At 63.5% G+C, this 25,303-nt stretch carries 23 protein-coding genes; 6 read left to right on the top strand and 17 right to left on the bottom strand.

What is annotated here, in order from left to right:
* Positions 1-37 precede the first annotated feature (37 nt).
* The gene (locus NKI16_RS08060; RefSeq protein ID WP_352588613.1) at positions 38-1,465 is read left to right on the top strand and encodes a sodium:proton antiporter; all 1,428 of its coding nucleotides are present in this window, start codon (positions 38-40) and stop codon (positions 1,463-1,465) included.
* On the opposite strand, the gene NKI16_RS08055 is transcribed toward NKI16_RS08060, so the two are convergent.
* The 8 genes from NKI16_RS08055 to gcvA all read right to left on the bottom strand — a co-directional run bounded on the left by NKI16_RS08055 (position 1,466) and on the right by gcvA (position 10,512).
* Positions 1,466-2,185 carry an ABC transporter ATP-binding protein gene (locus tag NKI16_RS08055; RefSeq protein ID WP_352588616.1) on the bottom strand — a complete coding sequence of 240 codons (720 nt, stop codon included), beginning with the start codon at positions 2,183-2,185 and terminating at the stop codon, positions 1,466-1,468.
* On the bottom strand, positions 2,178-2,906 hold the full coding sequence (locus tag NKI16_RS08050) for an ABC transporter ATP-binding protein (protein ID WP_352839785.1): 729 nt from the start codon (positions 2,904-2,906) through the stop codon (positions 2,178-2,180). Before NKI16_RS08050 ends, NKI16_RS08055 begins: the two co-directional genes overlap by 8 nt.
* Positions 2,903-3,865 (bottom strand): branched-chain amino acid ABC transporter permease, encoded by a 963-nt coding sequence (locus tag NKI16_RS08045; RefSeq protein WP_352839783.1) that lies wholly within the window; start codon positions 3,863-3,865, stop codon positions 2,903-2,905. Before NKI16_RS08045 ends, NKI16_RS08050 begins: the two co-directional genes overlap by 4 nt.
* Positions 3,862-4,743, bottom strand: coding sequence for a branched-chain amino acid ABC transporter permease (locus NKI16_RS08040; protein WP_352455934.1), 882 nt, complete (start codon positions 4,741-4,743; stop codon positions 3,862-3,864). The genes NKI16_RS08045 and NKI16_RS08040 overlap by 4 nt, the downstream gene beginning before the upstream one ends.
* A gap of 221 nt (positions 4,744-4,964) precedes the next feature.
* Positions 4,965-6,269, bottom strand: coding sequence for an ABC transporter substrate-binding protein (locus tag NKI16_RS08035; RefSeq protein ID WP_352578167.1), 1,305 nt, complete (start codon positions 6,267-6,269; stop codon positions 4,965-4,967).
* Between the two features lie 162 nt (positions 6,270-6,431).
* Positions 6,432-7,871: a hypothetical protein gene (locus tag NKI16_RS08030; RefSeq protein ID WP_352782980.1), complete on the bottom strand. Its 1,440-nt coding sequence runs from the start codon at positions 7,869-7,871 to the stop codon at positions 6,432-6,434.
* A gap of 169 nt (positions 7,872-8,040) precedes the next feature.
* Entirely contained in the window at positions 8,041-9,345 is a 1,305-nt protein-coding gene (pncB, locus tag NKI16_RS08025) for a nicotinate phosphoribosyltransferase (RefSeq protein WP_352782982.1), read from the bottom strand.
* Between the two features lie 192 nt (positions 9,346-9,537).
* Positions 9,538-10,512 carry a transcriptional regulator GcvA gene (gcvA, locus tag NKI16_RS08020; protein WP_023676980.1) on the bottom strand — a complete coding sequence of 325 codons (975 nt, stop codon included), beginning with the start codon at positions 10,510-10,512 and terminating at the stop codon, positions 9,538-9,540.
* A 183-nt stretch (positions 10,513-10,695) separates the two neighbouring features.
* Here gcvA and speB point away from each other — a divergent pair, with 183 nt between their 5' ends.
* From speB to NKI16_RS08000, 4 genes are all read left to right on the top strand, one after another.
* On the top strand, positions 10,696-11,757 hold the full coding sequence (gene speB / locus NKI16_RS08015) for an agmatinase (RefSeq protein ID WP_352588634.1): 1,062 nt from the start codon (positions 10,696-10,698) through the stop codon (positions 11,755-11,757).
* Between the two features lie 137 nt (positions 11,758-11,894).
* Complete coding sequence (locus NKI16_RS08010; RefSeq protein ID WP_352782984.1) at positions 11,895-12,704, top strand: transporter substrate-binding domain-containing protein; 810 nt, start codon at positions 11,895-11,897, stop codon at positions 12,702-12,704.
* Positions 12,705-12,710: 6 nt separating this feature from the next.
* Positions 12,711-13,379 (top strand): amino acid ABC transporter permease, encoded by a 669-nt coding sequence (locus NKI16_RS08005; RefSeq protein WP_023676983.1) that lies wholly within the window; start codon positions 12,711-12,713, stop codon positions 13,377-13,379.
* Positions 13,376-14,023, top strand: a complete 648-nt coding sequence (locus NKI16_RS08000) for an amino acid ABC transporter permease (RefSeq protein ID WP_352782986.1) — start codon at positions 13,376-13,378, stop codon at positions 14,021-14,023. Before NKI16_RS08005 ends, NKI16_RS08000 begins: the two co-directional genes overlap by 4 nt.
* 16 nt (positions 14,024-14,039) lie before the next feature.
* On the opposite strand, the gene NKI16_RS07995 is transcribed toward NKI16_RS08000, so the two are convergent.
* Entirely contained in the window at positions 14,040-15,443 is a 1,404-nt protein-coding gene (locus tag NKI16_RS07995; RefSeq protein ID WP_352782988.1) for an MATE family efflux transporter, read from the bottom strand.
* A 231-nt stretch (positions 15,444-15,674) separates the two neighbouring features.
* Between NKI16_RS07995 and NKI16_RS07990 the strand changes: the two genes are divergently transcribed.
* Entirely contained in the window at positions 15,675-16,256 is a 582-nt protein-coding gene (locus NKI16_RS07990) for a histidine phosphatase family protein (RefSeq protein ID WP_352783024.1), read from the top strand.
* Between the two features lie 14 nt (positions 16,257-16,270).
* Here the strand turns inward: NKI16_RS07990 and NKI16_RS07985 are convergent, their stop codons facing one another.
* From NKI16_RS07985 to NKI16_RS07950, 8 genes are all read right to left on the bottom strand, one after another.
* Positions 16,271-17,857 carry an FGGY-family carbohydrate kinase gene (locus tag NKI16_RS07985; RefSeq protein ID WP_352619426.1) on the bottom strand — a complete coding sequence of 529 codons (1,587 nt, stop codon included), beginning with the start codon at positions 17,855-17,857 and terminating at the stop codon, positions 16,271-16,273.
* Complete coding sequence (locus NKI16_RS07980) at positions 17,854-18,537, bottom strand: HAD family hydrolase (RefSeq protein WP_352588650.1); 684 nt, start codon at positions 18,535-18,537, stop codon at positions 17,854-17,856. The genes NKI16_RS07985 and NKI16_RS07980 overlap by 4 nt, the downstream gene beginning before the upstream one ends.
* 15 nt (positions 18,538-18,552) lie before the next feature.
* Positions 18,553-20,031: a mannitol dehydrogenase family protein gene (locus tag NKI16_RS07975; RefSeq protein WP_352588653.1), complete on the bottom strand. Its 1,479-nt coding sequence runs from the start codon at positions 20,029-20,031 to the stop codon at positions 18,553-18,555.
* A gap of 71 nt (positions 20,032-20,102) precedes the next feature.
* Positions 20,103-20,873, bottom strand: coding sequence for an L-iditol 2-dehydrogenase (locus tag NKI16_RS07970; RefSeq protein ID WP_352782991.1), 771 nt, complete (start codon positions 20,871-20,873; stop codon positions 20,103-20,105).
* Positions 20,870-21,874 (bottom strand): ABC transporter ATP-binding protein, encoded by a 1,005-nt coding sequence (locus NKI16_RS07965; protein WP_023676991.1) that lies wholly within the window; start codon positions 21,872-21,874, stop codon positions 20,870-20,872. The genes NKI16_RS07970 and NKI16_RS07965 overlap by 4 nt, the downstream gene beginning before the upstream one ends.
* A 51-nt stretch (positions 21,875-21,925) precedes the next feature.
* On the bottom strand, positions 21,926-22,750 hold the full coding sequence (locus NKI16_RS07960) for a carbohydrate ABC transporter permease (protein ID WP_023676992.1): 825 nt from the start codon (positions 22,748-22,750) through the stop codon (positions 21,926-21,928).
* Between the two features lie 207 nt (positions 22,751-22,957).
* Positions 22,958-23,830 (bottom strand): carbohydrate ABC transporter permease, encoded by an 873-nt coding sequence (locus tag NKI16_RS07955; RefSeq protein WP_023676993.1) that lies wholly within the window; start codon positions 23,828-23,830, stop codon positions 22,958-22,960.
* A gap of 114 nt (positions 23,831-23,944) precedes the next feature.
* Positions 23,945-25,255: an ABC transporter substrate-binding protein gene (locus NKI16_RS07950; RefSeq protein ID WP_023676994.1), complete on the bottom strand. Its 1,311-nt coding sequence runs from the start codon at positions 25,253-25,255 to the stop codon at positions 23,945-23,947.
* Positions 25,256-25,303: the final 48 nt, after the last annotated feature.

Below are 25,303 nucleotides of genomic sequence, written 5' to 3'. Positions count from 1 at the left end.
GTCATCCAGCCGAACCTGACAGACTTTTGAGGGCTTCATGCGGTTTGCGGCGTTGACGGCAAGTGCTGCACTTATTGCAGCAATCTTTTCTCCGAATGCGGTTCTCGCGGCCGAAGCGCACGAATTGCCGGGCGCCGCCATGTCGCTTTGGTGGGTGCTGCCGTTTGCCGGGCTATTGCTTTGCATCGCGACCGGCCCGCTGCTGTTCCATCATGCTTGGGAGCACCATTACGGCAAGATCGCTGCCTTCTGGGCAGCGTTGGTGATCGGGCCGCTGGCCATCGCCTTCGGCATCCCGTCCGCCACGCAGGCGGTGCTGCATGCGCTGCTCACCGAATACATGTCGTTCATCATCCTGCTGTTTGCGCTGTTCACGATTTCGGGCGGTATCTTCGTTGCCGGCAACATACACGGCACGCCGCTGGTCAATGCCGGGCTGTTGCTGGGAGGGGCGCTGCTTGCCTCGATCATTGGCACAACCGGCGCCTCGATGATCCTGATCCGGCCGCTCATCCGCGCCAACGACAACCGGCGCTTCAACGCCCATGTCGTCATCTTTTTCATCTTCCTGGTGTCCAACATCGGCGGGTCGCTAACGCCGCTGGGCGATCCGCCGCTGTTCGTCGGCTTTCTGCGCGGCGTCGATTTCTTCTGGACGACAGTTCACCTGCTGCCCGAGACGCTGTTCGTCGCCGGCGTGGTGCTGGCTGTTTTCCTGGCGATCGACATCATCATGCATCGCCGGGAGGAAGGCGCGCCGAAGATCAAGGATCCGACGCCCGACAGCAAGGTGCGCATTCGCGGCCTGGCCAACATCCCGCTGCTGGCCGGCGTAATCGCCGCGATCCTGATTTCCGCTGCCTGGAAGCCGGGAGTGAGTTTCTCTTTTCAGGGCGTCAGCCTCGAGCTGCAGAATCTGGTGCGCGACGCCGCCATCCTGATACTGGCCTTCACTTCGCTTGTCGTCTCGCCGAAGGAGTTTCGCGGCGCAAACGCCTTCAGCTGGGGGCCGATTGCCGAGGTGGCGAAGCTGTTCGCCAGCATCTTCATCTGCATCGTGCCGGTTGTCGCCATATTGCGGGCCGGGCTCGACGGCGCGCTGGCGCCGTTGGTGCTGCTCGTCAGTTCGCCGACCGGCGCGCCGGACAACCTTGCCTATTTCTGGCTGACCGGAGCGCTGTCGTCCTTCCTCGACAATGCGCCGACCTATCTGGTGTTCTTCGAGCTGGCTGGCGGCGATGCGCAGCATCTGATGACCGAGCTCGCCTCGACGCTGGCGGCGATCTCGGCAGGCGCGGTGTTCATGGGCGCCAACACCTATGTCGGCAATGCGCCGAATTTCATGGTCTATGCCATTGCCAGGCATCGCGGCATCAAGATGCCGAGCTTCTTTGGCTATATGGCATGGTCGGGCGCGGTGCTGATCCCGACATTCCTGCTTGCCGGCTTGCTGTTCTTTGCCTGATCATCCGACGCCGACATAGCGGCGGACCGCGGAGGGATCGGAACGCAGTTCCTCGACATCGACCGTCTCGCGGTTGCGGCCGTTTTCGATGAAGCAAACGCGGTCTGCGACCGAGAGCACGGCATCGACGCGCTGCTCGACAAGAATTGTCGACACGCCAAGCGCACGCAGCTTCGACACCGTTTCGCGGATCTTGGCGATCATCGATGGCATCAGCCCTTCGGTCGGCTCGTCGAGCAGAAGCACCTGTGGTTCCAGGCACAGGGCGCGGGCCATGGCCAGCATCTGCTGCTCGCCGCCGGATAGCGTGCCGGAACGCTGCCTGAGGCGCTGGCGCAGCAGCGGGAAAAGATCGAGCACGTTTTCGCGCGTCGCCTTGCCCTTGTTGCGGGCCATCAGGCCGATCTCGATGTTTTCACCCACCGTCATCTCGGCGAACAGCCGCCGGCCCTGCGGCACGTAGGCGACGCCGGCCTTGGGCACCTCGTGCGCCGGCAAGCCGGTCAATTCCCGCCCTTCGAGCCTGATCGAGCCGGCGGCTGCCGGCACCAGGCCCATGATCGCCTTCAGCGTCGTCGTCTTGCCGGCGCCGTTGCGGCCGAACAGGCAAAGCACCTCGCCCTCGTTCAGAACCAGATCCAGCCCATAGAGCACCTGGACCTCGCCATAGAAGCAATCGAGCCCGGAAACGGTCAGTGCCTTGGACTGGACCTCAGTCATGGGTGGTCCCCAGATAAGCGTCCTGCACCGCGGCATTGGCGCGGATCTGCTCGGGCGTGCCTTCAGCCAAAATCCTGCCGGCGTTGAAGACGGTGATGCGGTCGGCGAGCCGCATGACCACCGGCATGTTGTGCTCGATCAAAAGCACGGTGGCGCTATCGGCGATCTCGCGCACCAGCTCGATGAAATTATCGATCTCGCTGTCGGCCAGCCCTTGCGTCGGTTCGTCGAGGATCAGCAGCCGCGGCTTCAGTGCCAGTCCCATCGCCACTTCCAGCAACCGCTGGTGACCGTAGGACAGCTGCCCGGCCGGCATGTCGGCGCGGTCGGCAAGGCCGGTACGCTCAAGCGCGGCCATGACGCCGGTGTGAACCGCGCCCTTCGAGCGGCCGTCGGTCAGCGTGCGCTGCACCGGCAGGGCAACATTGTCGTAGGCGCTGAGATTGGCAAAGACGCTGGTGATCTGGAACGTATAGGCGATGCCAAGGCGAACCCTGGCGTAGGCAGGCAGGCTGGTGATGTCGGCGCCGTCGAAGACGATCATGCCCGACGAGGGCTGGATGCGGCCGCTGACCAGGCTGACGAAGGTGGTCTTGCCGGCACCGTTGGGGCCGATGATGGCGCGAATCTCGCCCGGTATCAGCGCGAAGTCGACGCCGTCGACAGCACGCAAGCCGCCGAAACTGCGCGACAGGCCTTTGGTGGTGAGCAGCGGCATCATGGCAACCACCCGAGCCAGCGCTGGCGGATGGTGCCGAGAATGCCTCTCGGGAAGAACAGCACCAGCAGGATGAGCGCTATGCCGACGATCAGCAGATAGGCCGAGGTGTAGCCGCTGGCGACGTCGATGACATAATACATGAACAGCGTGCCGATCAGCGGACCGAGCGTGGTGGCGGCGCCGCCCAGCAGCACCCAGAGCAGCGGCAGGATGGAATATTGCACCGAAGCGAAGCTCGAGCCGACATAGCCGAACAGCAGCGCATAGGCCGCGCCGGAAGCCGCGCAGATGCTGCCTGAGATGACGATGGCGGCGAGCTTGCTGGAGAACGTATCGTAGCCGAGCATCTTGGTCCGCTCCTCGTTCTCGCGGATGGCGACCAGCACGCGACCGTAGCCGGAGCGGACTATCGCCAGGCTTATGAGCAGCACGATCGAGAACAGTGCCAGCGCGCTCATATAGCGCACGGTCGGGTTGGTGAGGTCGAGTGACGTGCTGCCCAGGACAAGGACACGCATCGGCTGCGGCACGACCATGCCCTGGTCGCCACCGGTCCAGGCAGCGAAATAGAGGATGACGAGATAGAATACCTGCGCGAACATCATAGTGACGATCATGAAGGCGACGCCGAAGGTGCGCAGCGCCAGCAGCCCGATCCCCAGCGCGAGAAGCGCGCCGCAGGCAAGCCCGGCTGCGAAGGCGGCCGGCACGCTCCAGCCGAGATGGATGACGGCAAGGCCGGCGCCATAGAGCCCGGCTGAAAAGAACATGGCATGGCCGAGGCTAAGCAGCCCGACATAGCCGAACAGCAGATTGTAGCCCATGGCGAAGACCGCCAGCACCATGATGCGGGCGAGCAGGCCGTGATGGTATTCCGGCAGGACGAAGCTAAGCCCGAAAAGCAGGGCGATGGCGCCGAGGTGCAGCGCATATGGCTTTGCCGGCGAAGCATCCTTCATCGCGATGTCGTCCCGAACAGGCCCTGCGGCCGGAACACCAGCACCATGGCGACGAGCAAGGTGGCGATGATCTTGGCCAGCGTCGGTGAGAAGAACACCGAGATGATGCCGTCGGAAAGGCCGATCAGCACCGCGGCGACGACCGTGCCGCGCAGCGAGCCAAGGCCGCCGATTATGACGACGATGAACGAGAGCAGCAGCGGATCCTGCCCCATCAGATAGTGCGCCTGGCTGATCGGCACGATCAGCACCGCGGCGACAGCAGCCAGCATGGCGCCGAGCGCGAAAACACCGGCATAGACTCTGGTCACCGGGATGCCGAAGGCCTGCGCCGTCTCGCTGTCATATTGCGTGGCGCGCATGACGAGGCCGATTTTCGTGCGCGTCAGCACCAGCCAGGTCGCGACCAGCAGCAGCGCCGACGCGGCGATGATCGACAGCTTGTAGCCGGAATAGCCGAACCACGGCAGGAGGATGCGGTAGCTGAACGGCGGCTCCACCGGCCGCGCCTCCGGGCCGTAGAAGGTCAGCGCCAGTTGCTGGATGATGTAGAGCATGCCGATGGTGGCGACGATGGTGGCTTCCGGATTGTAGTTGAGCCGGCGCAGCACCAGCCGTTCGGCGAGCAGCGCGATCAGGCCGACGATCAGCGGCGCCAGCACCAGGGCGGCCAGGAAGCCGAGCGCCGGATGGCCGGATATCGCCGTTGAGATCGCCCAGGCAAGCACCGCGCCCAGCATGAAGAACTCGCCATGCGCGACATTGACGACGCGCATGACGCCGAACACCAGCGACAGGCCAAGCGCCGTCAGCGCCAGCACGGCGGAGGTGACGAGGCCTTCGAGAGCGGCGAGGAGCAGGTGAGGTCCGAAGTGCATCGGTTACACACCCATCGCAGGTGCGAGGCGCACCCCCCTCTGTCCTGCCGGACATCTCCCCCTCAAGGGGGGAGATTGGCAGTTCCCGCGAAGGCGGCCACCTACCGGCCTCTGCGATTGGCGAAAGCGCTGGTGACAGCCAATCTCCCCCCTTGAGGGGGAGATGTCCGGCAGGACAGAGGGGGGTGGGCCGAAGCGCACTGTGCTTAATGAAACCAAGCTCACAGCGTCTGCGTCGTGTAATCCCCCTCAGGCTCGTAGAGGCCGTCCTCGATCTTGGTCTTGTGGACGACATTCAGCCGGCCGCCTTCGACCTTGGAGATGTTCTGGATACCAAAGCACTGGTGGATCTTGCCGTTGAAGGTTTTCGGTCCCTGCGGATGCTCGGGCCCCTCGGCGAACTCGGTCAACGCCTCGGTCGCCTCGACCAGCTTGGCGCGGTCTTCCGGGCCCTTGTAGCCGGCATCCTCCATCGCCTTCTTGACGACGTAGAGCGTTTCCCAGCAGCCGAACATGTGCGCGGCGGTGGAGACGTCCTTGGGATCGCCGACGGCGGCACCATTGTCGTCGATGCCGACGGCGGCGCGGTAGGCCTTCTGTGCAGGGGAATCGTCGGGCTGCGCGTAGCGCGGCGAGCCTTCCCAGAAATGGCTACCGTCGAGGAATTCGAGGCCGGGGCTGTTGATGTCGGTGGCTTCGAGCGAATCGATGAAGCCGAACAATTGCGGCCGATTGGAGCCGTAGAACTCGCCGAGCTCCTTGACGAAGGTGAGCACCGCCGGGCCGACCATGACGTGGTAGATCACCTCGGTCTCCGCGGGGATCTGCGGGAAATATTTGGTGAAGGAGGATTCCGTCGGCGGAATCGCGATCTGCGCAATGACCTCGGCGCCTTGCGCCTTCAGCGCCGGCGGCAGGTAGTCGCGATGGTCATAGCCGAAAGCGAAATCGGGGAAGATCTGCGTCACTTTCTTGCCGGCATTGGCGGCAATCCACGGTGCCATCGACTGGATCTGGCTCTTCACATCGGTGATGCCGGGCTGGAAGACGTAGCGGTTCAACTTGGTCGACGCGACGTGGTGGCCTTCGCTGACGACGAAATAGGGCATCTTGGCCTCGCCGGCGGCCGGCGCCGAGCCGATGACGACATGCGAAAACAGCGTGCCGTAGACTATATCGGTCTTGTGCTGGGAGGCGAACTTGCCGACCACTTCGGCGCCCCGGCCGGGATCGGTGCCGTCATCCTCGATGATCACGTCGACCGGCCGGCCGTTGATGCCGCCGGAATCGTTGATCGCCTTGACGGCAGCCGCTGTGGTCTTCTCGTACCAGCGGCCATAGGCGGCGCCGATGCCGGTGCGGTGCGACTGGAAGCCGATCTTGATCGGCGCCGAGCTCTGCGCCTGGCTGTAACGCACGAAACCCGGCGCGACGGCAAGACCGGCGCCGGCGGCAAGGCCCTTCAGCGCCGTGCGGCGGGTGAGAGCGGATCTGGAGAGATCGAAAAACCCATTCTTGTCAGTCACGGCAGTTCCCCTTGTTTTTGAGCTTTGACCAATGGCTGTAGCAGGCAGGCCACTCTTGTTAAGAGGGGCGAAAATTGCATGTGTACAAACTAAATCACCAAAGCTCTGACGTGGCAAGCGAGCTTTCCGCAAGGTTCGATTGACGGGCATCGCACACCTCGTTCATCCGGCGCTCGGCGTCGCAAGCAGCCATAGGCCGAGGACGGTGTAGGCGATCATCAGCACGGTGAGCGGGAACTGGCTGAGCGCGGCGCGAGCCGGAATGGCGTGCAGCCGCCAGGCCAAGCCATGGGCGACAAGCACAGCAAGCATGTGGCCGGCTATGATGACGCCGGCCTGGAGGTTCCACAGCCACCACGCCGAACCGGCACCGGCGACGACGCCGGCTTCAATTGACATGTCGGCGGTACCGAACAGGTTCCAGCCCAGCGCAAACGGGTCGGAGAGAGCGGCAATCGCATATTGGCCGTCGACCAGCAACGCCGTCAGATAATGCGCGAAGTGGTAGGCGAGCGCGATCGGTACGATCGACCAGACCAAAAGCCCGGCGGCGTGACCGAGCGAATGCTTGCTGCCGGCAAGGTTCTGGCCAAGAAAGACGGCGAGCTCGAACACGGCCGCAAGCACGGCAAAGGTCATCACAAGGCCGAAGCTGCCGATGCCGATCAAAGCGGTGCGTCCCGGAAATTCCACCGGATTGATGCCGAACCAGCCTAGCCAGAAGAAGGTTTTCGACAGGCCGTCGAAGGACACCGACGACAGCGCAAGCAGCAGGAAAGCGACGCCGCTGAGCGGTAGCGGCGCGGCAGCGAGCAGCTTGGCGCCCGGCCAGCAGAGTTTTAGCCGGCCGTCTGCAATACGTTCGACGATGGCGAAGCGCGCCACCATGGAAAAGAACACGGTCAGGAACTCACCGCGCAGGGTCCAGTCGCGGTAGCCGAAGACCTGCATGGCGGCGAAGCTCAGCAGCCAGTAGAGGCCGGCGGCCCAGGCCAGCCGCGCCGGATCGTCGGGCGCAGGGTCGATCAGCTCGAACCAGGCGAAGGCGAAGAACAGCAGGAAAGCCGGCCAATAGCCGAGCCGTTGGGGGAGCAGATACGGCTGCGTTCTGCCAGACAGGCGCGAGGCGACGCGGCATGGCCCGTACCAGGGGTTGAGCCACGACCAGAGATCGCCGGCGAGCCCCTGCAACAGAGCCAGGCCAACCCAGAGCAGCGTCCATACGGTCAGCGGCATCGGATTGGAAAGCGGATCGCGGCTGCCGAACAGGCCGGCGGCAATCAGAATTGCAAAGCCGGCAAAGGATACCAGGCTGACGGCAGTCCGCGCGCCGTCGCCGAAGGTAAAAAGCGGCAGGCGTTTGCGCCAGAAGCGGTCGAGGGAGTCCGGCGGCAGTAGCGCCAGCACAAGGAAACTGGCGGCAACCGCGAGCGCGCCGCCGGCAAGGTAGTAGCGGGTGGGAAGAAGCAGGACGTGGCCGCGGTCGGAGGCGTGGGCGAAGGCGGGCGTGGATGGGAATGCCAAGGAAGCGACGAGGCCGGGAAAGGGCCTGATTGCAGAAATGCAGCGCTCTACGGCGCCCCCCTCTGTCCTACCGGACATCTCCCCCTCAAGGGGAGAGATCGGCGGTTCCGCCGTCGGCTCTCCTCCTGCAACTTTAGCGATTGGCGAAAGCAGCAATGAGGGCGCAATCTCCCCCCTCGTGGGGGAGATGTCCGGCAGGACAGAGGGGGGCGCGAAGGAACTCATACTACGCAAGAGTTCCCCTACCTCACACCTTCACCAACTGCTCCACGCGGTCCTTCTGGCCGAAGATGCGCAAATAGCGCGAGACCTCTTTCTCGTCGCCTGTCGACTTGGCCGGATTGTCGGAAAGCTTGACCGCCGGCCTGCCGTTGGCTTCGGTGACCTTGCAGACCAGCGAGATGGCGTCTAGCCGGTTGGTCTCGGTCGGCGCGCAGCCCTCGAAATCGTTGGTCAGGTTGGTGCCCCAGCCGAAGGACATGCGCACCTTGCCGCGGAAGTGGCGATAGGTTTCCTCGATGGTCTCGACCTCCAGCCCATCCGAGAAGATGAGCAGCTTCTGCTTGGGGTCCTTGCCCTTTTCGCGCCACCAGGAAATGATCTTCTCGCCGCCTTCGATCGGCGGCGCGCTGTCGGGGCGGAAGCCGGTCCAGTCGGCGACCCAGTCCGGTGCATCGCGCAGGAACGCCGCGGTGCCGAAGGTGTCCGGCAGTACGATCAGCAGGTTGCCGCCGTAGTAGCGCTGCCAGTCCTGCAGCACGTTGTAGGGCGACTGTTTCAATTCCTTTTCCGAATTGGTGAGCGCGGCGAACACCATCGGCAGTTCATGCGCATTGGTGCCGAGCGCCTCGAGATCGTTGTCCATGGCGAGCAGCACGTTGGAGGTGCCAGTGAAGGCCTCGCCGATGCCCTCCTTCAACGCTTCGACGCACCAGCGCTGCCACAGGAAAGAATGACGGCGGCGGGTGCCGAAATCCGAGATGCGGATGCCGGGCAGCGCCTTCAGCCGCTCGGTCTTGGCCCACATCTTGGCCTTGGCCCGGGCGTACAGCACGTCGAGCGCGAACGGCCCGAACGCCCGCATGGCCGCGCGAGATCGAAGTTCATTGATAATTGCCAGCGCCGGGATCTCCCACAGCGTCGTGTACATCCACGGACCGCTGAAGGCGAGTTCGTATTGGCCGTCGCGCTTGGAAAGCTCGTATTCGGGCAGCCGGAAATTTTCCAGCCAGGCGAGGAATTCCGGTTCGAATATCTGCTTGCGGCCATAGAAGGTGTTGCCGCCGAGCCAGATCATCTCTTTCTTAGAGAAGCGCAAGGTGCGGGCATGGTCGAGCTGCTCGCGCAGCTCCGTCTCATCGATCTCCTCGGCAAGGCGGACCGAGGTGGTGCGGTTGATCAGCGAGAAGGTGGCGTCGACCTTGGGATACATGCCCCAGATCATCTGCAGCATCAGAAGCTTGTAGAAATCGGTGTCGAGCAAGCTGCGGACGATCGGGTCGAGCTTCCAGGTGTGATTGTAGACGCGCCGCGCTATATCGGTCTTTGCCATCGCTCAATGCGCCTTCGCTGCTCGCTCTAGCTTTTGTCTAGCGCAATTCCGGACGGAAAACCGCTGCGCACTTTTCCTGGAATTGCTCCAAATGCCTCTTAGCATCGAATTTTTGAACGCGCCTCCCGCTTTGCGGGCTGGCCCGACAAAAAGAAGCCCCTGCGGCAAGCGGCGCCTACGGCAGTTTCGGCCTCAGGAAGCGGTCTTGGCGCCGACCACCTTGAGCGCTGGACGCTTGCGGCGAATGCCGATGCGGCCTGCCACCGGCGCGTCGGCGCGGCGGTCGGCCTGCTCTTTCTCGGCAAACAGCCAGTCGATGAACAATTGCACGATCGGCGCCGACCGCATCTCGTTGCGGCAGACGACATAGAAATCGTCGACGGCCGGCACGGAAAGACTGAACGGGGCGACAAGCAGGCCCCTGGCGAGCAGTCCGCTTGCCGTCACCGTGTCGCCGAGCGCCACGCCATGGCCGTGGACAGCGGCCTCGGTCGCCATCCGCGCGTCGCCAAGATGGTGGCGGCGGCCGCGCTCCAGGTCCAGCGCGTCAGCGGCGGCCAGCCAGGTATGCCATTCGCGGCCGTCGTCGCCATGTAGGAAGACGTGATCGGCGAGGTCGCGGACGGTGCGGATCGGGCGGTTGTTGATCAGCGTCGGGCTGACCACCGGGAACAGTTCGAGGCCCGACCATTTGCGCATCCAGCAGTCGGTCCAGCTGCCGTCACCATAGTGCACGCAGACATCGATATGCGGTGCGCGGACGTCCTTGGCATCATTGGATGGGATCAGCGTCAGCCTGATATCCGGATATTGCGAGGTGAAGCTGCCCAGCCGCGGGATCATCCACAGCAACAGTAGCGCCGGCACGCAGGATACAGAGAGAACGCCGGTGCTGGCCGGCCTCGTCATTCGCTGCGTAGCGGCGGCAATGCCGTCGAAGGCGGTCGACACCGCCGGCAGCAACTCGGCGCCGTGCGGCGTCAGCTTCACCCGCTGACCGGCACGCTCGAACAGCTTGACACCCAACGATTGCTCGAGCGCCTTGATCTGATGGCTGATGGCGCCGTGGGTGACGTTGAGCTCAGCCGCCGCCTTGCTCAGCGAGGCGTGGCGCGCCGTCGCCTCGAAGGCGCGCAGCGGGTTGAGCGGTGGCAAACGCTTGGCCATTTGGACCCTAGGCTCTGTGAGATTTTCTCACAGATAACACACTAACAATATCAATTGATTTTTCAATGCAGCTACGGGACACTTTGCCCAGGCATTGCATCAAGACGTGAAATCTGCAGGCAGCCGACGGCTGCGGCTATCGGGGCCGCTGTCCGCGCGCCGCACCAGCCATGGAGGACCGACATGGGTTACGACCGCGGCAAGCTCGAAGCGTTGCGCCGCAAATACGGCGAGAGCCATGGCGGCGAAATGTTCGACCCGAAATTCCAGCGTGTCGCCGACAAGATCTTCTCCAAGACCGGCACGCGACTGGCGCCCTATTCCGGCATCCCGACCTTCCTCGCGGCGCCCTATCGTGAAATCGCCGCCGACAATCCGGATTTCGGCGATCTGCAGGTGGCGATGATCGGTGTGCCGATGGATCTGGGCGTCACCAACCGGCCGGGCGCCCGTTTCGGGCCAAGGGCGCTGCGCGCCATCGAGCGCATCGGCCCCTACAATCATGTGCTGGAATGCGCACCGACGCATGAGCTGAAGGTCGCCGACATCGGCGATGTGCCGTTCCAGAGCCGCTACCGGCTAGAGACCAGCCATGACGACATCGAACGCCGCACCAACCAGATCGTCGACGCCGGCGTTCTGCCGCTTTCGGTCGGCGGCGATCATTCGATCAGCCATCCGATCCTGAAGGCGGTCGGCAAAAAGGCGCCTGTGGGCATGATCCATATCGACGCCCATTGCGACACCAGCGGCCTGTTCGACATGACCAAGTTCCACCATGGCGGGCCGTTCCGTAACGCGGTGCTGGACGGCGTGCTCGACCCGAGCCGCACCATCCAGATCGGCATTCGCGGCTCGGCCGAGTATCTGTGGGAGTTCACCTATGAGTCCGGCATGACCGTCGTGCATGCCGAAGAGGTGACCGGCCTCGGCATTCCCGCCATTATCGACAAGGCGCGCAGGATAGTCGGCGACGGCCCGACCTATGTCTCGTTCGATATCGACAGCATCGATCCTGCCTTCGCGCCGGGCACCGGCACGCCGGAGGTCGGCGGGCTGACGACGCGCGAAGTGCTCGAGCTGCTGCGCGGCCTGAAAGGCCTCAACATCGTCGGCGGCGACGTCGTCGAGGTGGCACCGCAGTACGACGCGACCAGCAACACGGCGCATGCCGGCGCGCAGGTGCTGTTCGAGATCCTCAGCCTGATCGTCTTCAGCCCGGCAATCACCAGCAAGGCGGGCTGACACGCTCGACCATGATCCCGAAAAGTGGGAACCGGTTTTCGGAGAAGATCATGGTCCACTAGAGAACCCAAAGGCGACCGCCGCGCTGGAGTCGGCGGTTGCACTCAAACAAACAAGCTTCCAGCAGGGGAATGACAATGACACTTCACATGAAGCTCAAATCATCCATCGCCGCCGTGCTGATGCTCGGCGCGACCGGTCTTGCTTTCACCAACCAGGCCGCCAATGCCGACGCGATCGACGACATCGCCAAGGCCGGCGCCATCAATGTCGGCATCTTTTCCGACTTCCCGCCCTTCTCCTCGGCCAGCGCCGACATGAGCATCAAGGGCTACGACATCGACGTGGCGCAATCCATCGCCGACCAGCTCAAGGTCAAGCTCAATCTGGTCAGCGTGACCGGCCAGAACCGCATTCCGTACCTGACCGACAAGCGGGTCGACCTGCTGATGAGTGTCGGCTATTCCAAGGAGCGTGAGCAGGTGATCGATTTCGCCGCCGCCTACGCGCCCTATTACATCGCAGTCATCGGCCCGGCAGCACTTGCGGTCAAAGGCAAGGAAGACCTTGCCGACAAGTCGATCGCCGTCAATCGCGGCACGCTGGAGGACACCTCGCTGACCGAGGCGGCACCGGCCTCGGCCGACATCCGCCGCTTCGACAACTATAATTCCGTCATCCAGGCCTTCATCTCGGGTCAGACCCAGCTGATGGTGGTCGGCAACGATGTCGGCGCCCAGGTGCTCGCCCGGCAGGAGGAACTGAAGCCGGAGCAGAAATTCCAGCTTCTCACCTCGCCCTCGCATATCGGCCTCAACAAGAAGGAAGACCGCCTCAAACAAGCGGTCAACGATGCGGTCGCCAAGATGCTGGCCGACGGCAAACTGGACGAAAGCTCGAAGGCCTGGCTGAAGACACCGCTCGATCCCGCCAATCTCAAGGATTGATCGCCAGTGACCTATAGCCTCGACTTCGGCTGGCTTGCCGGGGCGACAGGGGCGATCGCGCGCGGCGCGGCCACGACGATCCTGTTGATCGCCGTGACCACGCTGGCGGGAACGTTGCTCAGCATCCTCGGCGCCGCAGGGCGGCGGAACGGTCCGCTCCTGCTCAAGCGGGCGATCGGCGTCTATGTCGAGGTGATCCGCAACACGCCGTTCCTGGTGCAGCTATTCTTCATCTTCTTCGGGCTGCCCAGCATCGGCGTCAGGCTCGATCCGGTGCTGGCAGCCATGCTGGCGATGACGCTCAACATGGCCGCCTATACGATCGAGATCGTTGGCGCCGGGCTCGACGCGGTGCCGCCCGGGCAGACGGAAGCGGCACTGGCGCTTGGGCTCAGGCCGCGCCAGGTCTTCATCAAGATCGTGCTGCCGCAGGCGCTCAAGGTGATCTATCCGGCGCTGACCAGCCAGATCGTCATCATGATGCTGGAATCCGCCGTGGTATCGCAGATCGCCGTTCGCGAGCTGACCTATGAAGCCGACATGCTGCAGGCGCGCACGTTCCGGGCTTTCGAGACCTATTTCATCGTGACGATGGTCTATCTCATCCTGTCGATTGGGCTGCGCCGGCTGCTGGTCGGCGGCGGGCGCCGGCTTCTCGGAGCCGGCGTGTCATGATCGAATTCACCTTCTGGGACATTCTGCGCAACCTGCTGCTGGCAGCGCGCTGGACGGTGCTCTTGTCGCTGGCCGCCTTTGTCGGCGGGGCCGTGGTCGGCATGATCGTGCTGTTCTTCCGGATCGCCAAGAATAAATGGGCGCGCCGGTTTGCCTCCGGCTACATCGCGCTTTTCCAGGGCACGCCGCTGCTGATGCAGCTCTTCCTGATGTTCTTCGGCTTGCCGATGCTGGGCTTGCGCATCGAGCCGTGGACCGCGGCGGTGCTTGGCCTGACCTTCTTCGCCAGCGCCTATCTCGCCGAGATCTGGCGCGGCGGCGTCGATGCACTGCCGCGCGGCCAGTGGGATGCCGGCGCCAGCCTCGGCCTGCACTATCTGCAGGAACTCCGGCTGATCATCCTGCCGCAGGCGTTTTCGATCACCCGTGCGCCGACGGTCGGCTTCCTGGTGCAGCTGATCAAGTCGACCGCGCTGACCTCGATCATCGGTTTCGAGGAGCTGGTCAGGACATCCAACGCGATCAACAATGCGACCTTCGAACCGTTCAAAGTCTACGGCTTGGTGGCGCTGATCTTCTTCGTCATGTGCTTTCCGCTGACGCAATACGCACGTTCGCTCGAGCAGCGGGCGACGGCCCGCTGAGCGGGCGACCAGCAATTCAACGCCCGAATACCAGCTGCGGCGCGATCCTGTCGCGCCGCAGCCAGCGCACCAGCAGGAGTGCCGCAACCACCGCCAGTCCCGACGACAGGCCGATCCAGATGCCGACGCCGTTGAAGCCGAAACGAAAGGCCAGCAGCACGCCGAGCGGCAGCCCGATGCCCCAATAGCCGATCGCGGCATAGATCATCGGCACCTTGGTGTCGTGCAGGCCGCGCAGCATCCCGCTGGCGACTGCCTGCGCACCGTCAAAAACCTGGAACAGCGCGGCAAAGGCGAGGAACGACACGGCAAGCGCCACCACCTCGGCATTAGCCGGATTGCCCAGATCGATGAAGGCGCCGATCAACAGATGCGGCCACAGGATCATCACTAGCCCCATCAGCGCCATGAAGGAGACACCGACGACATAGGCGGTCCAGCCAGCCCGGCTGACACCTTCCGGATTGCCGGCGCCGTGGGCAAGTCCGACGCGCACCGTCACCGCCTGGTTGAGGCCGAGCGGCACCATGAAGGTGATCGAGGCGATCTGGATGGCGATCGCATGGGCGGCAAGCGAAGCCGCATCGATCAGGCCCATGAGAAAGGCCGCCGCGTTGAAGATCGTCACCTCGAACGCCAGCAGGCCGGCGATCGGCAGGCCGAGCCGCAGCAGGCCCTTGAAGCGCGGCCAATCGGCGCGCCAGAAGCGTCCGAACAGACGATAGCGCCGGAATTTCTTCTCAAGCATCACCACCGCCGCCATGCCGGCGAACATCAACGTGCTGGACAGAGTGGTGGCAAGGCCGGAGCCGGCGATGCCCATCGATTGGATGCCGAGATTGCCGAACATGAACAGCCAGTTGAAGAAGGCGTTGCAGGCGACGGCAACGAAAACGATGATCAGTGCCCAGCCCGGCCGCTCCAGCGCCGAAATGAACGAGCGCAGGACGATGTAGCCGAAAAAGGGCAGCACCGCCCATTCAAGCCAGCGCAGATAGATGCCGGCCTGGTGCGCCAGTGCCGGCTCCTGCCCCATGGCCAGCAACACGCTCTCGCCGTGCCAGAGAAGGGCCCATATCGGAATGCAAATGAGGATCGCCAGCCACAGACCCTGGCGCACGGTGCGGCGCAGGTCGCGCACCGAGTGCCGGCGACGGCCGAGCTCGGTCGCCATCATCGGCGAGGTCGCCAGCATCAGGCCGAGCCCGAAGATGAGCGGCATGAAGTAGAGGTTGGCACCAAGCGCACCGCTGGCCAGCGTGTCCGGCCCCAGCCGCCCCATCATCATGACGTCGGTAGCGGTCATCGCGGTCTGGCCGAGATTGGTCAGCACCATCGGCCAGGCGAGCGCCAGCATCGCCCTGATTTCCCGACGCCAAAGGTTTTCCGGCGCGCGAGCGTCGGCTTCGATCGCAGACATTCTAGTTTTCCGCCTATCCGATTGCGGCACGTCGGCAAGAGCCGGAAGCCGCGTCTCAGCGCGGAACGGCCATGATCGGCCGGATTCCGCATTACGGCGAGTTTGTCTATGAAATAGGCACCGGTGGCAAGAGGCTGACTTGCGGAAGGGTTAAGCCAGTCGGTTCAATGCAGGCTATTGGAGAGGCTATGGAAGCCGCTATGGTCGCGGCAGATCCATTTGAAAGGCAGCCTGATGAGCGCGTTTCCCGAAATCTATCTGGTTCGGCATGGCGAGACGGAATGGAGTGCGTCCGGAAAACATACCGGCCGAACCGACATACCGCTGACGCCGGCCGGCGAGGAAGCGGCAAGGCGGATCGCTGAGCGGCTCAAGGGCCTGTCCTTCTCGGCGGTGTGGTCGAGCCCGTCGCAGCGCGCCTTCAACACCTGTGCGCTGGCCGGCTTCGGCTCGTCAGGCGTGAAGAAGGACGATCTGGCGGAGTGGGATTACGGTGCCTATGAGGGATTGACCACCAAGCAAATCCTCGCCGAGCGCCCCGGCTGGCGTCTCTTTCGCGACGGCTGCCCGAGCGGCGAGTCCGCCACGGATGTCGGCTCGAGGGCGGACCGGATCGTCAGCCAGTTGCGCGAGGTCGGCAGCAATGTCCTGGTCTTCTCAAGCTCGCATTTCCTTAGGGTGCTGGCCGCATGCTGGCTCGGCCTGCCGCCGCAAGCCGGCGCGTTTTTCGTGCTGGATACCGCCAGCATAAGCGTGCTCGGTTATGAGCACGACCTTGACGAGCCGGTCATCCGGCGCTGGAACCAGAGATAGCAACCGATCCCGATTTATCGGATCGCGTCCAGCGCCTGCCTTTGCCTGTGCATTTCGAGAAACACGCGGTAGTCGCGATCGAACCGGCCGGCGGCAGCCGGATTGGGCTCTCGCGTCCTGCCGCCCTGTTGCATGGCGACGCAGGCAGCGTTCAAATCGGGAAAAAGCCTGGCCGCGGTGGCGGCAATCATGCCGGTGCCGAGCAGCACCGCTTCATCCGCCAGCGGCTCGACCACCGTGCAGCCGGTGGCATCGGCATAGAGCTCCATCAACAGCGGGTTCTTGGTGTGGCCGCCGGTGACGTGCAGCGTGTCGATCAGATAGCCGTTCTCGTTCAGCGCTTCCAGCACATGACGGACGCCAAGCGCGATGCTGACGGCGGTGCGCCAGTAGAGCTTGCACAGACTGTCGAAGGAGGCATCCAGCGTCAGCCCGCTGATGACGCCGACGGCATGCGGGTCGGCGAGCGGCGAGCGGTTGCCGTGGAAATCGGGCAGTACGTGCAGCCTTGCGGCGAGGTTGTCGCCCTCGGCGGCGCGCAGCTCGGCGACGCGGTGGGCAATCCTGGCATGCATGGCGGCATCCGGCTCGCCGCCGGCGCCATGCCAGCGGATGATGTGGTCGAGCAGCGCGCCGGTGGCCGACTGGCCACCTTCCGACAGCCACAGGCCGGGAAGGGCTGCGCCATAATATGGGCCCCAGACACCGGCGAAAGGCTGCGGATCGGGCGACATCGCCATGACGCAACTCGACGTACCTGCAATCAGGGCCAGATGTCGGCCGATGTTCGTCGCGTCACCGGCGAAACCGCCGAGCACGCCAAGCGCGCCGGCATAGGCATCGATGACGCCGGCGCCGACCCGGCATTTTTCGGTGAGGCCAAGCTCCGTCGCGGCTTGCGCGCCGAGCGGGCCGATATCGGCACCGACCGGGCTTGCCTTTTCCGGCAGGTTGCCGTGCTCAAAGATATCGCCGAGCCCGACGGCTTCGAAGAAGTCGCGCCGCCAGCCGGTCGCTTCATGGGCTAGATAGGTCCATTTGGCGGTCAGCGTGCATTGTGAACGGGAGAGCGAGCCGCTTGCCTTCCAGGTGAGGAAGTCGGTGAGGTCGAATAGATAGCCGGCTTCGTTCCATGTTCCGGGCAGGTTGCGCTTCAGCCACATCAGCTTCGGCGTCTCCATTTCCGGCGACATGACGCCGCCGATATAGTCGAGCACAGCGTGGCCGCTTTCAGTGCATTCGTCGGCCTCGGCAATTGCGCGATGGTCGAGCCAGACAATGGTGTCCCAGCGCCTTTCACCAGTGACGGACACGCTGAGCTGGCCGCCATGCCGGTCTCGCACCACCAGCGAGCAGGTGGCATCAAAGGAGATGCCGACGATATCCTCGGCCCGCACGCCCGCCTTTTCGCGGGCAGCGCGGACGGCCATGCACACCGCCGACCATATATCCTGCGAATCGTGCTCGGCATGGTCGGCCTTCGGCTGTTGCATGGCGATCGGGTGCTCGGCGCGGCCGAGCAAGGCGCCACCGGTGTCGAGAATGCCGGCACGAGCGCTTCCGGTGCCGACATCGACCGCGCAAACGAAACTGTTGGTCAAGGTGTTCTTGCTCTCGCTCCCAGGCCTGCAATCAGATCGGGCAATTGCAGCATGTCAGCGAATATAAAGTCCGGCTCACTCGACGCAAGCCGCGCTTTCAATGCCGGGTTGCCGGTGTGCGAGCCGCCGGTGAAGGCAAGGACGCGCATGCCGGCCGCCCGCGCCGCCTCGATGCCGGCCGGGCTGTCCTCGACGACGAGGCAGTTTCGCGGGGCCGCTCTCATTTTATCTGCTGCGTGGAGAAAGAGATCGGGCGCCGGTTTGCCCCGCGCCACCATGGCGGCGCTGAACAAATGCGGCTCCAGCAGCCCAAGCAACCCGGTGACGGCGAGCGCATAGCGGATGCGTTCCAGGGTGCCGGAGGAGGCGACGCAGCACGGTACGCCGAGCCTCGGCAGGACCTGTGCGATACCTGGCATCGGTTTCAGCTCCTCGCGGAATCTGCGCATCAGTTCGGAGCGCATCTCGGTCAGATGCTGGTCGGTGAGATCGAGCCCGAAGTCGCTTGCGAGGATTTCGCGGACGCTCTTCATGCTCTTGCCGAGGAAGTGCTCGTAGGCAATGTCCTCGCTGACGTTGCCGCCGGCAAGCGCGATCATCTCCAGCAATGCCGAGACGGACAGCATCTCACTGTCCACCAGCACGCCGTCACAGTCGAAAATGACTAGTTCAGGCGTCATCGCGCTGGATCGGCTTCAGAGGTCGCCGGCGAGATAGCGCGTCAGTGTCGCGCGCGCGCCGTCCGCCCACAGCAGTCTCAGCGCTTGGCCGAAGGCTTCAGCGAACGGCGGCGAGCGGCCGACATCGCCATAGATGTCCTCCATGGCAAGCCAGGCGGCAGGCATGTCCCTGGCCGCCTTGGCCGTCGCCTGCAACCGGCCCCAGTTCGGGTCGTTGGGCTCGGTGACGGCACCGGAATCCGTCGTGCCGAAGCAGTAGCGACACCAGAGCGCCGATTCCAGCGCAAGGCCGGTGACACTTTTGCCAGCCTTCAGCCGGTCGGCGATGGTCGGGATGATGAATTTCGGCTGGCGGTTGGAGCCGTCGAGGCAAAGCCGGCGTATGGTGTCGCCGATCTTCGGATTGGAGAAGCGGTGCTCGATGAGCTGGTAGTAATCTTCGAGGTCGGTGTCCGGAACCGGCGGCACGGTCGGGATGATTTCGTCATGCTCGAGCTTGTCGAGGAAGCCGCGTACCAGCGGCTCCTGCATCGCCTCATGGACGAAATGGATGTCCATCAGCCCGGCCGGATAGGCGATGGTCGCATGGCCGCCATTGAGGATGCGGATCTTCATCAGCTCATAGGGCGCGACGTCGCTGACGAACTGCACGCCGACCTTTTCCAGCGGCGGGCGGCCGTCGGTGAAACGGTCCTCCAGCACCCATTGCTTGAACGGTTCGCAAAACACCGGCCAATTGTCGTCGAGGCCGAACTCGCTGGAGAGAATGCCGCGCTCGCGGTCGGTGGTGGCCGGCGTGATGCGGTCGACCATGCCATTGGGAAAGGCAACGTTCTCGCTCACCCAGTTTGCCAAACCTTCGTCGATCAGCCGCGCAAGGCCGATGACGCCATCTGAGGTGACGTGGCCGTTATGGGGGATGTTGTCGCAGGACATAATTGTGAAGGGCACGATACCGTCGGCGCGGCGGCGCAGCAGCCCGGCGAGGACGAGGCCGAAGACGGTCTTCGGCGTCGCCCCCGGCTCAGCGTCGGCAACGATGTCGGGATGTGTCGGATTGAAGACGCCGGATGCCGGATCGATGAAATATCCGCCCTCGGTAATGGTCAGGGAGACGATCTTGATCGACGGATCGGCAAGCCGCTCGACGATTGCGACCGCATCGCCCGGCACCAGAAAGTCGATCATGACGCCGGTGACGCGCGCGCTCATATGGCCGCTGTCCTGCTCGACCACGGTGGTCAGCCAGTCCTGCTCCTGCAACTTGCCGCGGCCGACCTTCTCGCCCTCGAAGACGCCGGCGCCAACAATGGCCCAGTCGTGGCCGACACCCGAATTGAACAGGTCGTCGAGATAGACGGCCTGGTGCGAGCGATGGAAATTGCCGACGCCGAAATGCACGATGCCGGCCTTGAGCGCGGCGCGATCATATTTCGGGCCGGCGACCTTGGGCGGCAGCTTGGCGAGGATGGAAGAAGAGAGTTTCACGGTCATCTGCTTTTACCCTTTAGCGGGACGGCTCTTCCCCCCGTGGAGGAGACGGGGGGAAGAGCGCCTTCGCCCCCTCAACTCATCCACTGGCCGCCATCGACATTGTAGGTCTGGGCGACGATGTACTCGGCCTCATCGCTGGCCAGGAACACCGCCATGCCGGTGAGGTCTTGCGCCGTGCCCATGCGGCCATAAGGCACGGCTTCGCCGACCAGCCTCTTCTTCTCGCCCCTCGGCCGGTTCTCGAACTTGGCGAACAAGGCATCGACATGGTCCCAATGCTCGCCGTCGACGACACCCGGGGCGATGGCATTGACGTTGATGCGGTGTTTGATCAGATCGAGCCCTGCCGACTGGGTGAGCGAGATGACCGCCGCCTTGGTGGCGCAGTAGACGGTGACCAGCGCCTCGCCGCGGCGCCCGGCCTGGCTTGCCATGTTGATGATCTTGCCGCCCTTGCCCCGGGCAATCATCGAACGGGCGGCGGCCTGCAACGTAAACAGCGTGCCGGCGACGTTGACCGAAAACAATTTGTCGTAGCTTGTCTTGGTGATCTCGATGATCGGCGCCAGGTCGAACAAAGCAGCGTTGTTGATCAAGATATCCAGGCCGCCGGCCCTGGCTTCGACCGCCTTGACGGCCTCATCGATAGACGCGAGATCGGTGACGTCGAGCTTTACCGCGTAGGCGTTGCGGCCGATTTCCGAAGCCGTCTTCTCGGCGGCTTCGAGATTGATGTCGCCAATCGCGACCGTCGCCCCTTCGCGCATGTAGGCTTCGGCAAACGCCCTGCCGATGCCGCGCGCCGATCCGGTAATCAGCGCCGATTTACCCCGGAGCCTCATTGCAGCATCGCCTTCCCGTCGGCGCCGAAACGATGCAGCTTGGCCTTTTCCGGCGTCAGGTAGATCGTGTCGCCGTGATGGGCGGCCAACTCGCCGTCGGCACGCACCGTCAGCTGCCCGACACCATCCGCCTGGACGTGCAAAAACGTGTCGGAGCCGAGATGCTCGGCAACCCCGACCGTCGCCTTCCAGTCGCCTGACGTCTTCGAAATGTTCATATGCTCCGGGCGAATGCCGACTGTCTTGGCGCCATATTTGGCGGCCGGCGCGCCTTCGATCAGGTTCATCTTCGGCGAACCTATGAAGCCGGCGACGAACAGGTTCTTCGGCGTCTTATAGAGCTCCATCGGCGAGCCGACCTGCTCGATATTGCCGGCATTGAGCACGACGATCTTGTCGGCCATGGTCATCGCCTCGATCTGGTCGTGGGTGACGTAGACCATGGTTGTCTTGAGCTGGTGATGCAGCTCGCTGATCTCCAGCCGCATGGTGCCGCGCAGCGCCGCGTCGAGATTGGACAAAGGCTCGTCGAACAGGAAGGCGGACGGCTGGCGCACGATGGCGCGGCCGATGGCGACGCGCTGCCGCTGACCGCCGGAGAGCTGGCCGGGGCGGCGGTCGAGGTAGTTGGTGAGGTTCAGGATCCGCGCGGCGTCCTTCACCTTCTTGTCGATGGTCGCCTGGTCCTCGCCCGCCATCTTCAGCGGGAAGGCGATGTTCTTGGCCACCGTCATGTGCGGGTAGAGCGCATAGGACTGGAACACCATAGCCAGCTTGCGCTTGGCCGGCGCCTCGCCGGTGACGTCGCGACCATCGATGATGATGGTGCCGCCGCTGGTATCCTCGAGACCGGCGATCAGACGCAACAGGGTGGATTTGCCGCAGCCCGACGGGCCGACGAAGACGACGAACTCTCCGTCCTCGATGACGAGATCGAGGCCGGGGATGATGGACGTCGCCCCGAAGGATTTGGAGACGTTCTTGAGCGTGATGTTTCCCATGGTTTCCTCCCCCGAAGGGCTATCTTTTCGTTTTGCGTCAGGCGATGCCCGCTACTTTACCGCACCGAATGTCAGGCCTCGGACCAGCTGCTTCTGGCTGAACCAGCCCATGATCAGTATCGGCGCGATCGCCAGCGTCGAGGCGGCCGAAAGCTTGGCCCAGAACAGCCCCTGCGGGCTGGAGAAGGAGCTGATGAAAGCGGTGAGCGGCGCGGCCTCGGTGGTGGTCAGCCGGATCGTCCAGAACGCCTCGTTCCAGGCGAGAATGATGTTGAGCAGCATGGTCGAGGCGATGCCGGGGACCGCCATCGGCGTCAGCACATAGATGATCTCGTTCCAGAGCGATGCGCCGTCCATGCGCGCCGCTTCCAGGATCTCGCCCGGGATCTCGCGAAAATAGGTGTAAAGCATCCAGACCACGATCGGCAGGTTGATCAGCATCAGCATGACCATCAGGCCGATGCGGCTGTCGAGCAGACCGGTATCGCGGAAGATCAGATAGATCGGAAACAGCACGGCGACGGCCGGCATCATCTTGGTGGAAAGCATCCACATCAGGATGTCCTTGGTGCGTTTGCCCGGCGAAAACGCCATCGACCATGCCGCCGGTATGGCGACGAGCAGAGCCAGGATGGTCGAGCCGACCGACAGGAACACCGAGTTCAGGAAGAATTTGAAATAGCCGTTCTGCGCCTGGACCTCGGAATAGCTCTCCGTGGTTCCCGACGGGAACAGGTTGAAGCCCTGGATAGCCTCCTGCTCCGACTTGAACGAGGTGATGATCGTATAGAGGATCGGGAAGAAGATCAGCAGCGCGACGATCCAGGCGGCCGCGGTAGCAATCGTCTTGTGCTGGGTGGTGACTGCACGTGCCATGGTCAGGTCCTCCCTATCGGCGATGTTGGCGGCAGGGTCGACCCCCACTCCGGTTTGCTGCGCAAACCACCTCTCCCCCGATCGACGGGGTAGAGGAAGGGCGCGGCTTCGATGCAGGCCTTTCCTCTCTCCCGGGCAGGGGGAGAGGTGTCCCGCGCAGCGGGACGGAGTGGGGGTGGTTCAGCGCACGTGCCATCTTATCCTCCCTTATTTATCCAGGTTCTTGCCGACAGCGCGCATGGCGAAGAAGGCAACGATGTTGGCGAGAATGACGGCAATGATACCGCCGGCGGACGCCTGGCCGATTTTGAACTCCAGCAATGCCTTCTGATAGACGAGGAAGGGCAGGTTGGTGGAGGCGTAACCCGGGCCGCCATTGGTGGTGACGAGGATCTCGGCATAGACCGACAGCAGGAAGATCGTCTGGATCAGGATGACGACGGTTATGGCGCGCGACATATGAGGCAGCGTCAAATAGATGAAGCGGCTGATGAAGCCGGCGCCGTCCATTTCGGCGGCTTCCTTCTGCTCGACGTCGAGCGACTGAAGCGCGGTCAACAGGATCAGCGTAGCAAACGGCAGCCATTGCCAGGCAACGATGATGATGATCGCCAGGAGCGGGTGCTGCCCGAACCAATCGATCGGCTGCCCGCCGAAGAAGCGCGCAATATCGGCGAAAACCCCGTACTGCGGATGCATGATCATGTTCTTCCAGACCAGTGCTGCCACCGGTGGCATGACGAAGAACGGCGAGATGACAAGGATGCGGACGATGCCCTGTCCCCACATCGGCTGATCAAGCAGAAGGGCGAGCAGAATACCGCCGATCACCGTGATCAAAAGCACGCTGACGACGATGGTGAGCGTGTTGAGGATCGACTGCAGGAATGCCGGGTTGGAATAGAACAGCGCGTAGTTCGAAAACCCGACGAAGCCGTCGCGCATCGGATTGAGCGGGTTGTATTGCTGGAAGGAAAACCACAGCGTGAATGCCAGCGGCACAATCATCCAGACCAGCAGCAGCACCACGGATGGCGCCATCATGAAACGGGCAAGCGAACGGGTCTGCTGAGTAGCCATGACGGTCACCCTTCGAGGTCGGCCAAGTTTTTCAGCGGTGTGAAAGCTGGCCGCCCGAACTGGGATTCGGGCGGCCGTTGCCGGTCGCCATTGGCAACCGGCACCGGGAGGAGCTTACTTGATGTAACCGCCCTCGGTCATCGTCGCGGTGGCGGCGTCCTGCGCCTGCTTCAAGGCATCGTCGACGCTCGACTGGCCGGCAAGTGCCGCCGAGAAGAGCTGGCCGACGGTGGTGCCGAGACCCTGGAACTCAGGAATGGCGACGAACTGGACGCCGACATAAGGCACCGGCTTGACGGTTGGGTGCGTCGGATCGGCGGAGTTGATCGAGTCCAGCGTCATCTTGGCGAAAGGTGCTGCCTTCTGGTATTCGGGATTGGCATAGAGCGACGAGCGCGTTCCCGGCGGAACATTGGCCCAGCCTTCCTTCGAGGCGACGAGCTCGGCATAGTGCTTGCTGGTTGCCCAGGATACGAACTTTTGAGCGGCGTCGGCCTTCTGCGTGCCGGCGGGGATGGCTAGCGACCATGCCCACAGCCAATTGCCGCGCTTGCCGAGGCCATTGTCCGGCGCCAGCGCATAGCCGACCTTGTCGGCGACGGTGGAGTTCTTCGGGTCGGAAACGAAGGAGGCAGCGACGGTAGCGTCGATCCACATGCCGCATTTGCCCTGCTGGAACAGCGCCAGGTTTTCGTTGAACCCATTGGACGACGCGCCCTCGGGGCCGTCGGCTTTCATCAGGTCGACATAGAACTGCAGCGTGTTCTTCCATTCGGGCTGGTCGAATTGCGGCTTCCAGTTCTCGTCGAACCAGCGCGCGCCGAACGAGTTCGACATGGCGGTCAGGAAGGCCATGTTCTCGCCCCAGCCGGCCTTGCCGCGCAGGCAGACGCCGTTCACGCCGTTGGCGCGGTCGGTCATCTTGTCGGCGGCCTGCTTGATGAAGTCCCAGGTCGGTGCATCGGGCATCTTGAGCCCGGCCTTTTCCATCAGGTCCTTGCGGTACATGACGAAGGAGCTTTCGCCGTAGAACGGGGCGGCGTAGAGCTTGCCGTCGACCGACAGGCCGCCGGCTATGGCCGGGATGATATCCTTGACGTCGTAATCGTCGCCGAGCTTGTCGAGCGGCAAAAGCCAGTTCTGCTTGGCCCAGATCGGCACTTCATAGGTGCCGATGGTCATCACGTCGTACTGGCCACCCTTGGTGGCGATGTCGGTGGTGACGCGCTCGCGCAGGACGTTTTCCTCGAGCGTGACCCACTGCAGCTGAATGTCGGGATTTTTGGCGGTGAAGTCGTCGGTCAGCTTCTGCATGCGGACCATGTCGCCATTGTTGACCGTGGCGATGGTGATGGATTCGGCATGCGCTGCGAAAGCGAGGGCGCTGGCCGAGAACAGGCCTAGGGTGAACGTGCGAAGTTTCATCAAAATTCCTCCCATAAACCAAGATGAGCATTTGCCTTGGCTGTGAGC

It is taken from the genome of Mesorhizobium sp. M0698, from assembly GCF_040320455.1.
Classification (GTDB): Bacteria; Pseudomonadota; Alphaproteobacteria; order Rhizobiales; family Rhizobiaceae; genus Mesorhizobium.
Note: the sequence above shows the minus strand (reverse complement) of the source record. Positions and strands in the feature narration are given on the sequence as shown.

Bases quoted from the DNA above. Each gene is read 5' to 3' on its own strand.
- NKI16_RS08060 (WP_352588613.1), top strand. From the start codon at position 38: ATGCGGTTTGCGGCGTTGACGGCAAGTGCTGCACTTATTGCAGCAATC.
- NKI16_RS08055 (WP_352588616.1), bottom strand. From the start codon at position 2,185: ATGACTGAGGTCCAGTCCAAGGCACTGACCGTTTCCGGGCTCGATTGC.
- NKI16_RS08050 (WP_352839785.1), bottom strand. From the start codon at position 2,906: ATGATGCCGCTGCTCACCACCAAAGGCCTGTCGCGCAGTTTCGGCGGC.
- NKI16_RS08045 (WP_352839783.1), bottom strand. From the start codon at position 3,865: ATGAAGGATGCTTCGCCGGCAAAGCCATATGCGCTGCACCTCGGCGCC.
- NKI16_RS08040 (WP_352455934.1), bottom strand. From the start codon at position 4,743: ATGCACTTCGGACCTCACCTGCTCCTCGCCGCTCTCGAAGGCCTCGTC.
- NKI16_RS08030 (WP_352782980.1), bottom strand. From the start codon at position 7,871: ATGTCCGGTAGGACAGAGGGGGGCGCCGTAGAGCGCTGCATTTCTGCA.
- pncB (WP_352782982.1), bottom strand. From the start codon at position 9,345: ATGGCAAAGACCGATATAGCGCGGCGCGTCTACAATCACACCTGGAAG.
- gcvA (WP_023676980.1), bottom strand. From the start codon at position 10,512: ATGGCCAAGCGTTTGCCACCGCTCAACCCGCTGCGCGCCTTCGAGGCG.
- speB (WP_352588634.1), top strand. From the start codon at position 10,696: ATGGGTTACGACCGCGGCAAGCTCGAAGCGTTGCGCCGCAAATACGGC.
- NKI16_RS08010 (WP_352782984.1), top strand. From the start codon at position 11,895: ATGACACTTCACATGAAGCTCAAATCATCCATCGCCGCCGTGCTGATG.
- NKI16_RS08000 (WP_352782986.1), top strand. From the start codon at position 13,376: ATGATCGAATTCACCTTCTGGGACATTCTGCGCAACCTGCTGCTGGCA.
- NKI16_RS07995 (WP_352782988.1), bottom strand. From the start codon at position 15,443: ATGTCTGCGATCGAAGCCGACGCTCGCGCGCCGGAAAACCTTTGGCGT.
- NKI16_RS07980 (WP_352588650.1), bottom strand. From the start codon at position 18,537: ATGACGCCTGAACTAGTCATTTTCGACTGTGACGGCGTGCTGGTGGAC.
- NKI16_RS07975 (WP_352588653.1), bottom strand. From the start codon at position 20,031: ATGACCGTGAAACTCTCTTCTTCCATCCTCGCCAAGCTGCCGCCCAAG.
- NKI16_RS07970 (WP_352782991.1), bottom strand. From the start codon at position 20,873: ATGAGGCTCCGGGGTAAATCGGCGCTGATTACCGGATCGGCGCGCGGC.
- NKI16_RS07965 (WP_023676991.1), bottom strand. From the start codon at position 21,874: ATGGGAAACATCACGCTCAAGAACGTCTCCAAATCCTTCGGGGCGACG.
- NKI16_RS07960 (WP_023676992.1), bottom strand. From the start codon at position 22,750: ATGGCACGTGCAGTCACCACCCAGCACAAGACGATTGCTACCGCGGCC.
- NKI16_RS07955 (WP_023676993.1), bottom strand. From the start codon at position 23,830: ATGGCTACTCAGCAGACCCGTTCGCTTGCCCGTTTCATGATGGCGCCA.
- NKI16_RS07950 (WP_023676994.1), bottom strand. From the start codon at position 25,255: ATGAAACTTCGCACGTTCACCCTAGGCCTGTTCTCGGCCAGCGCCCTC.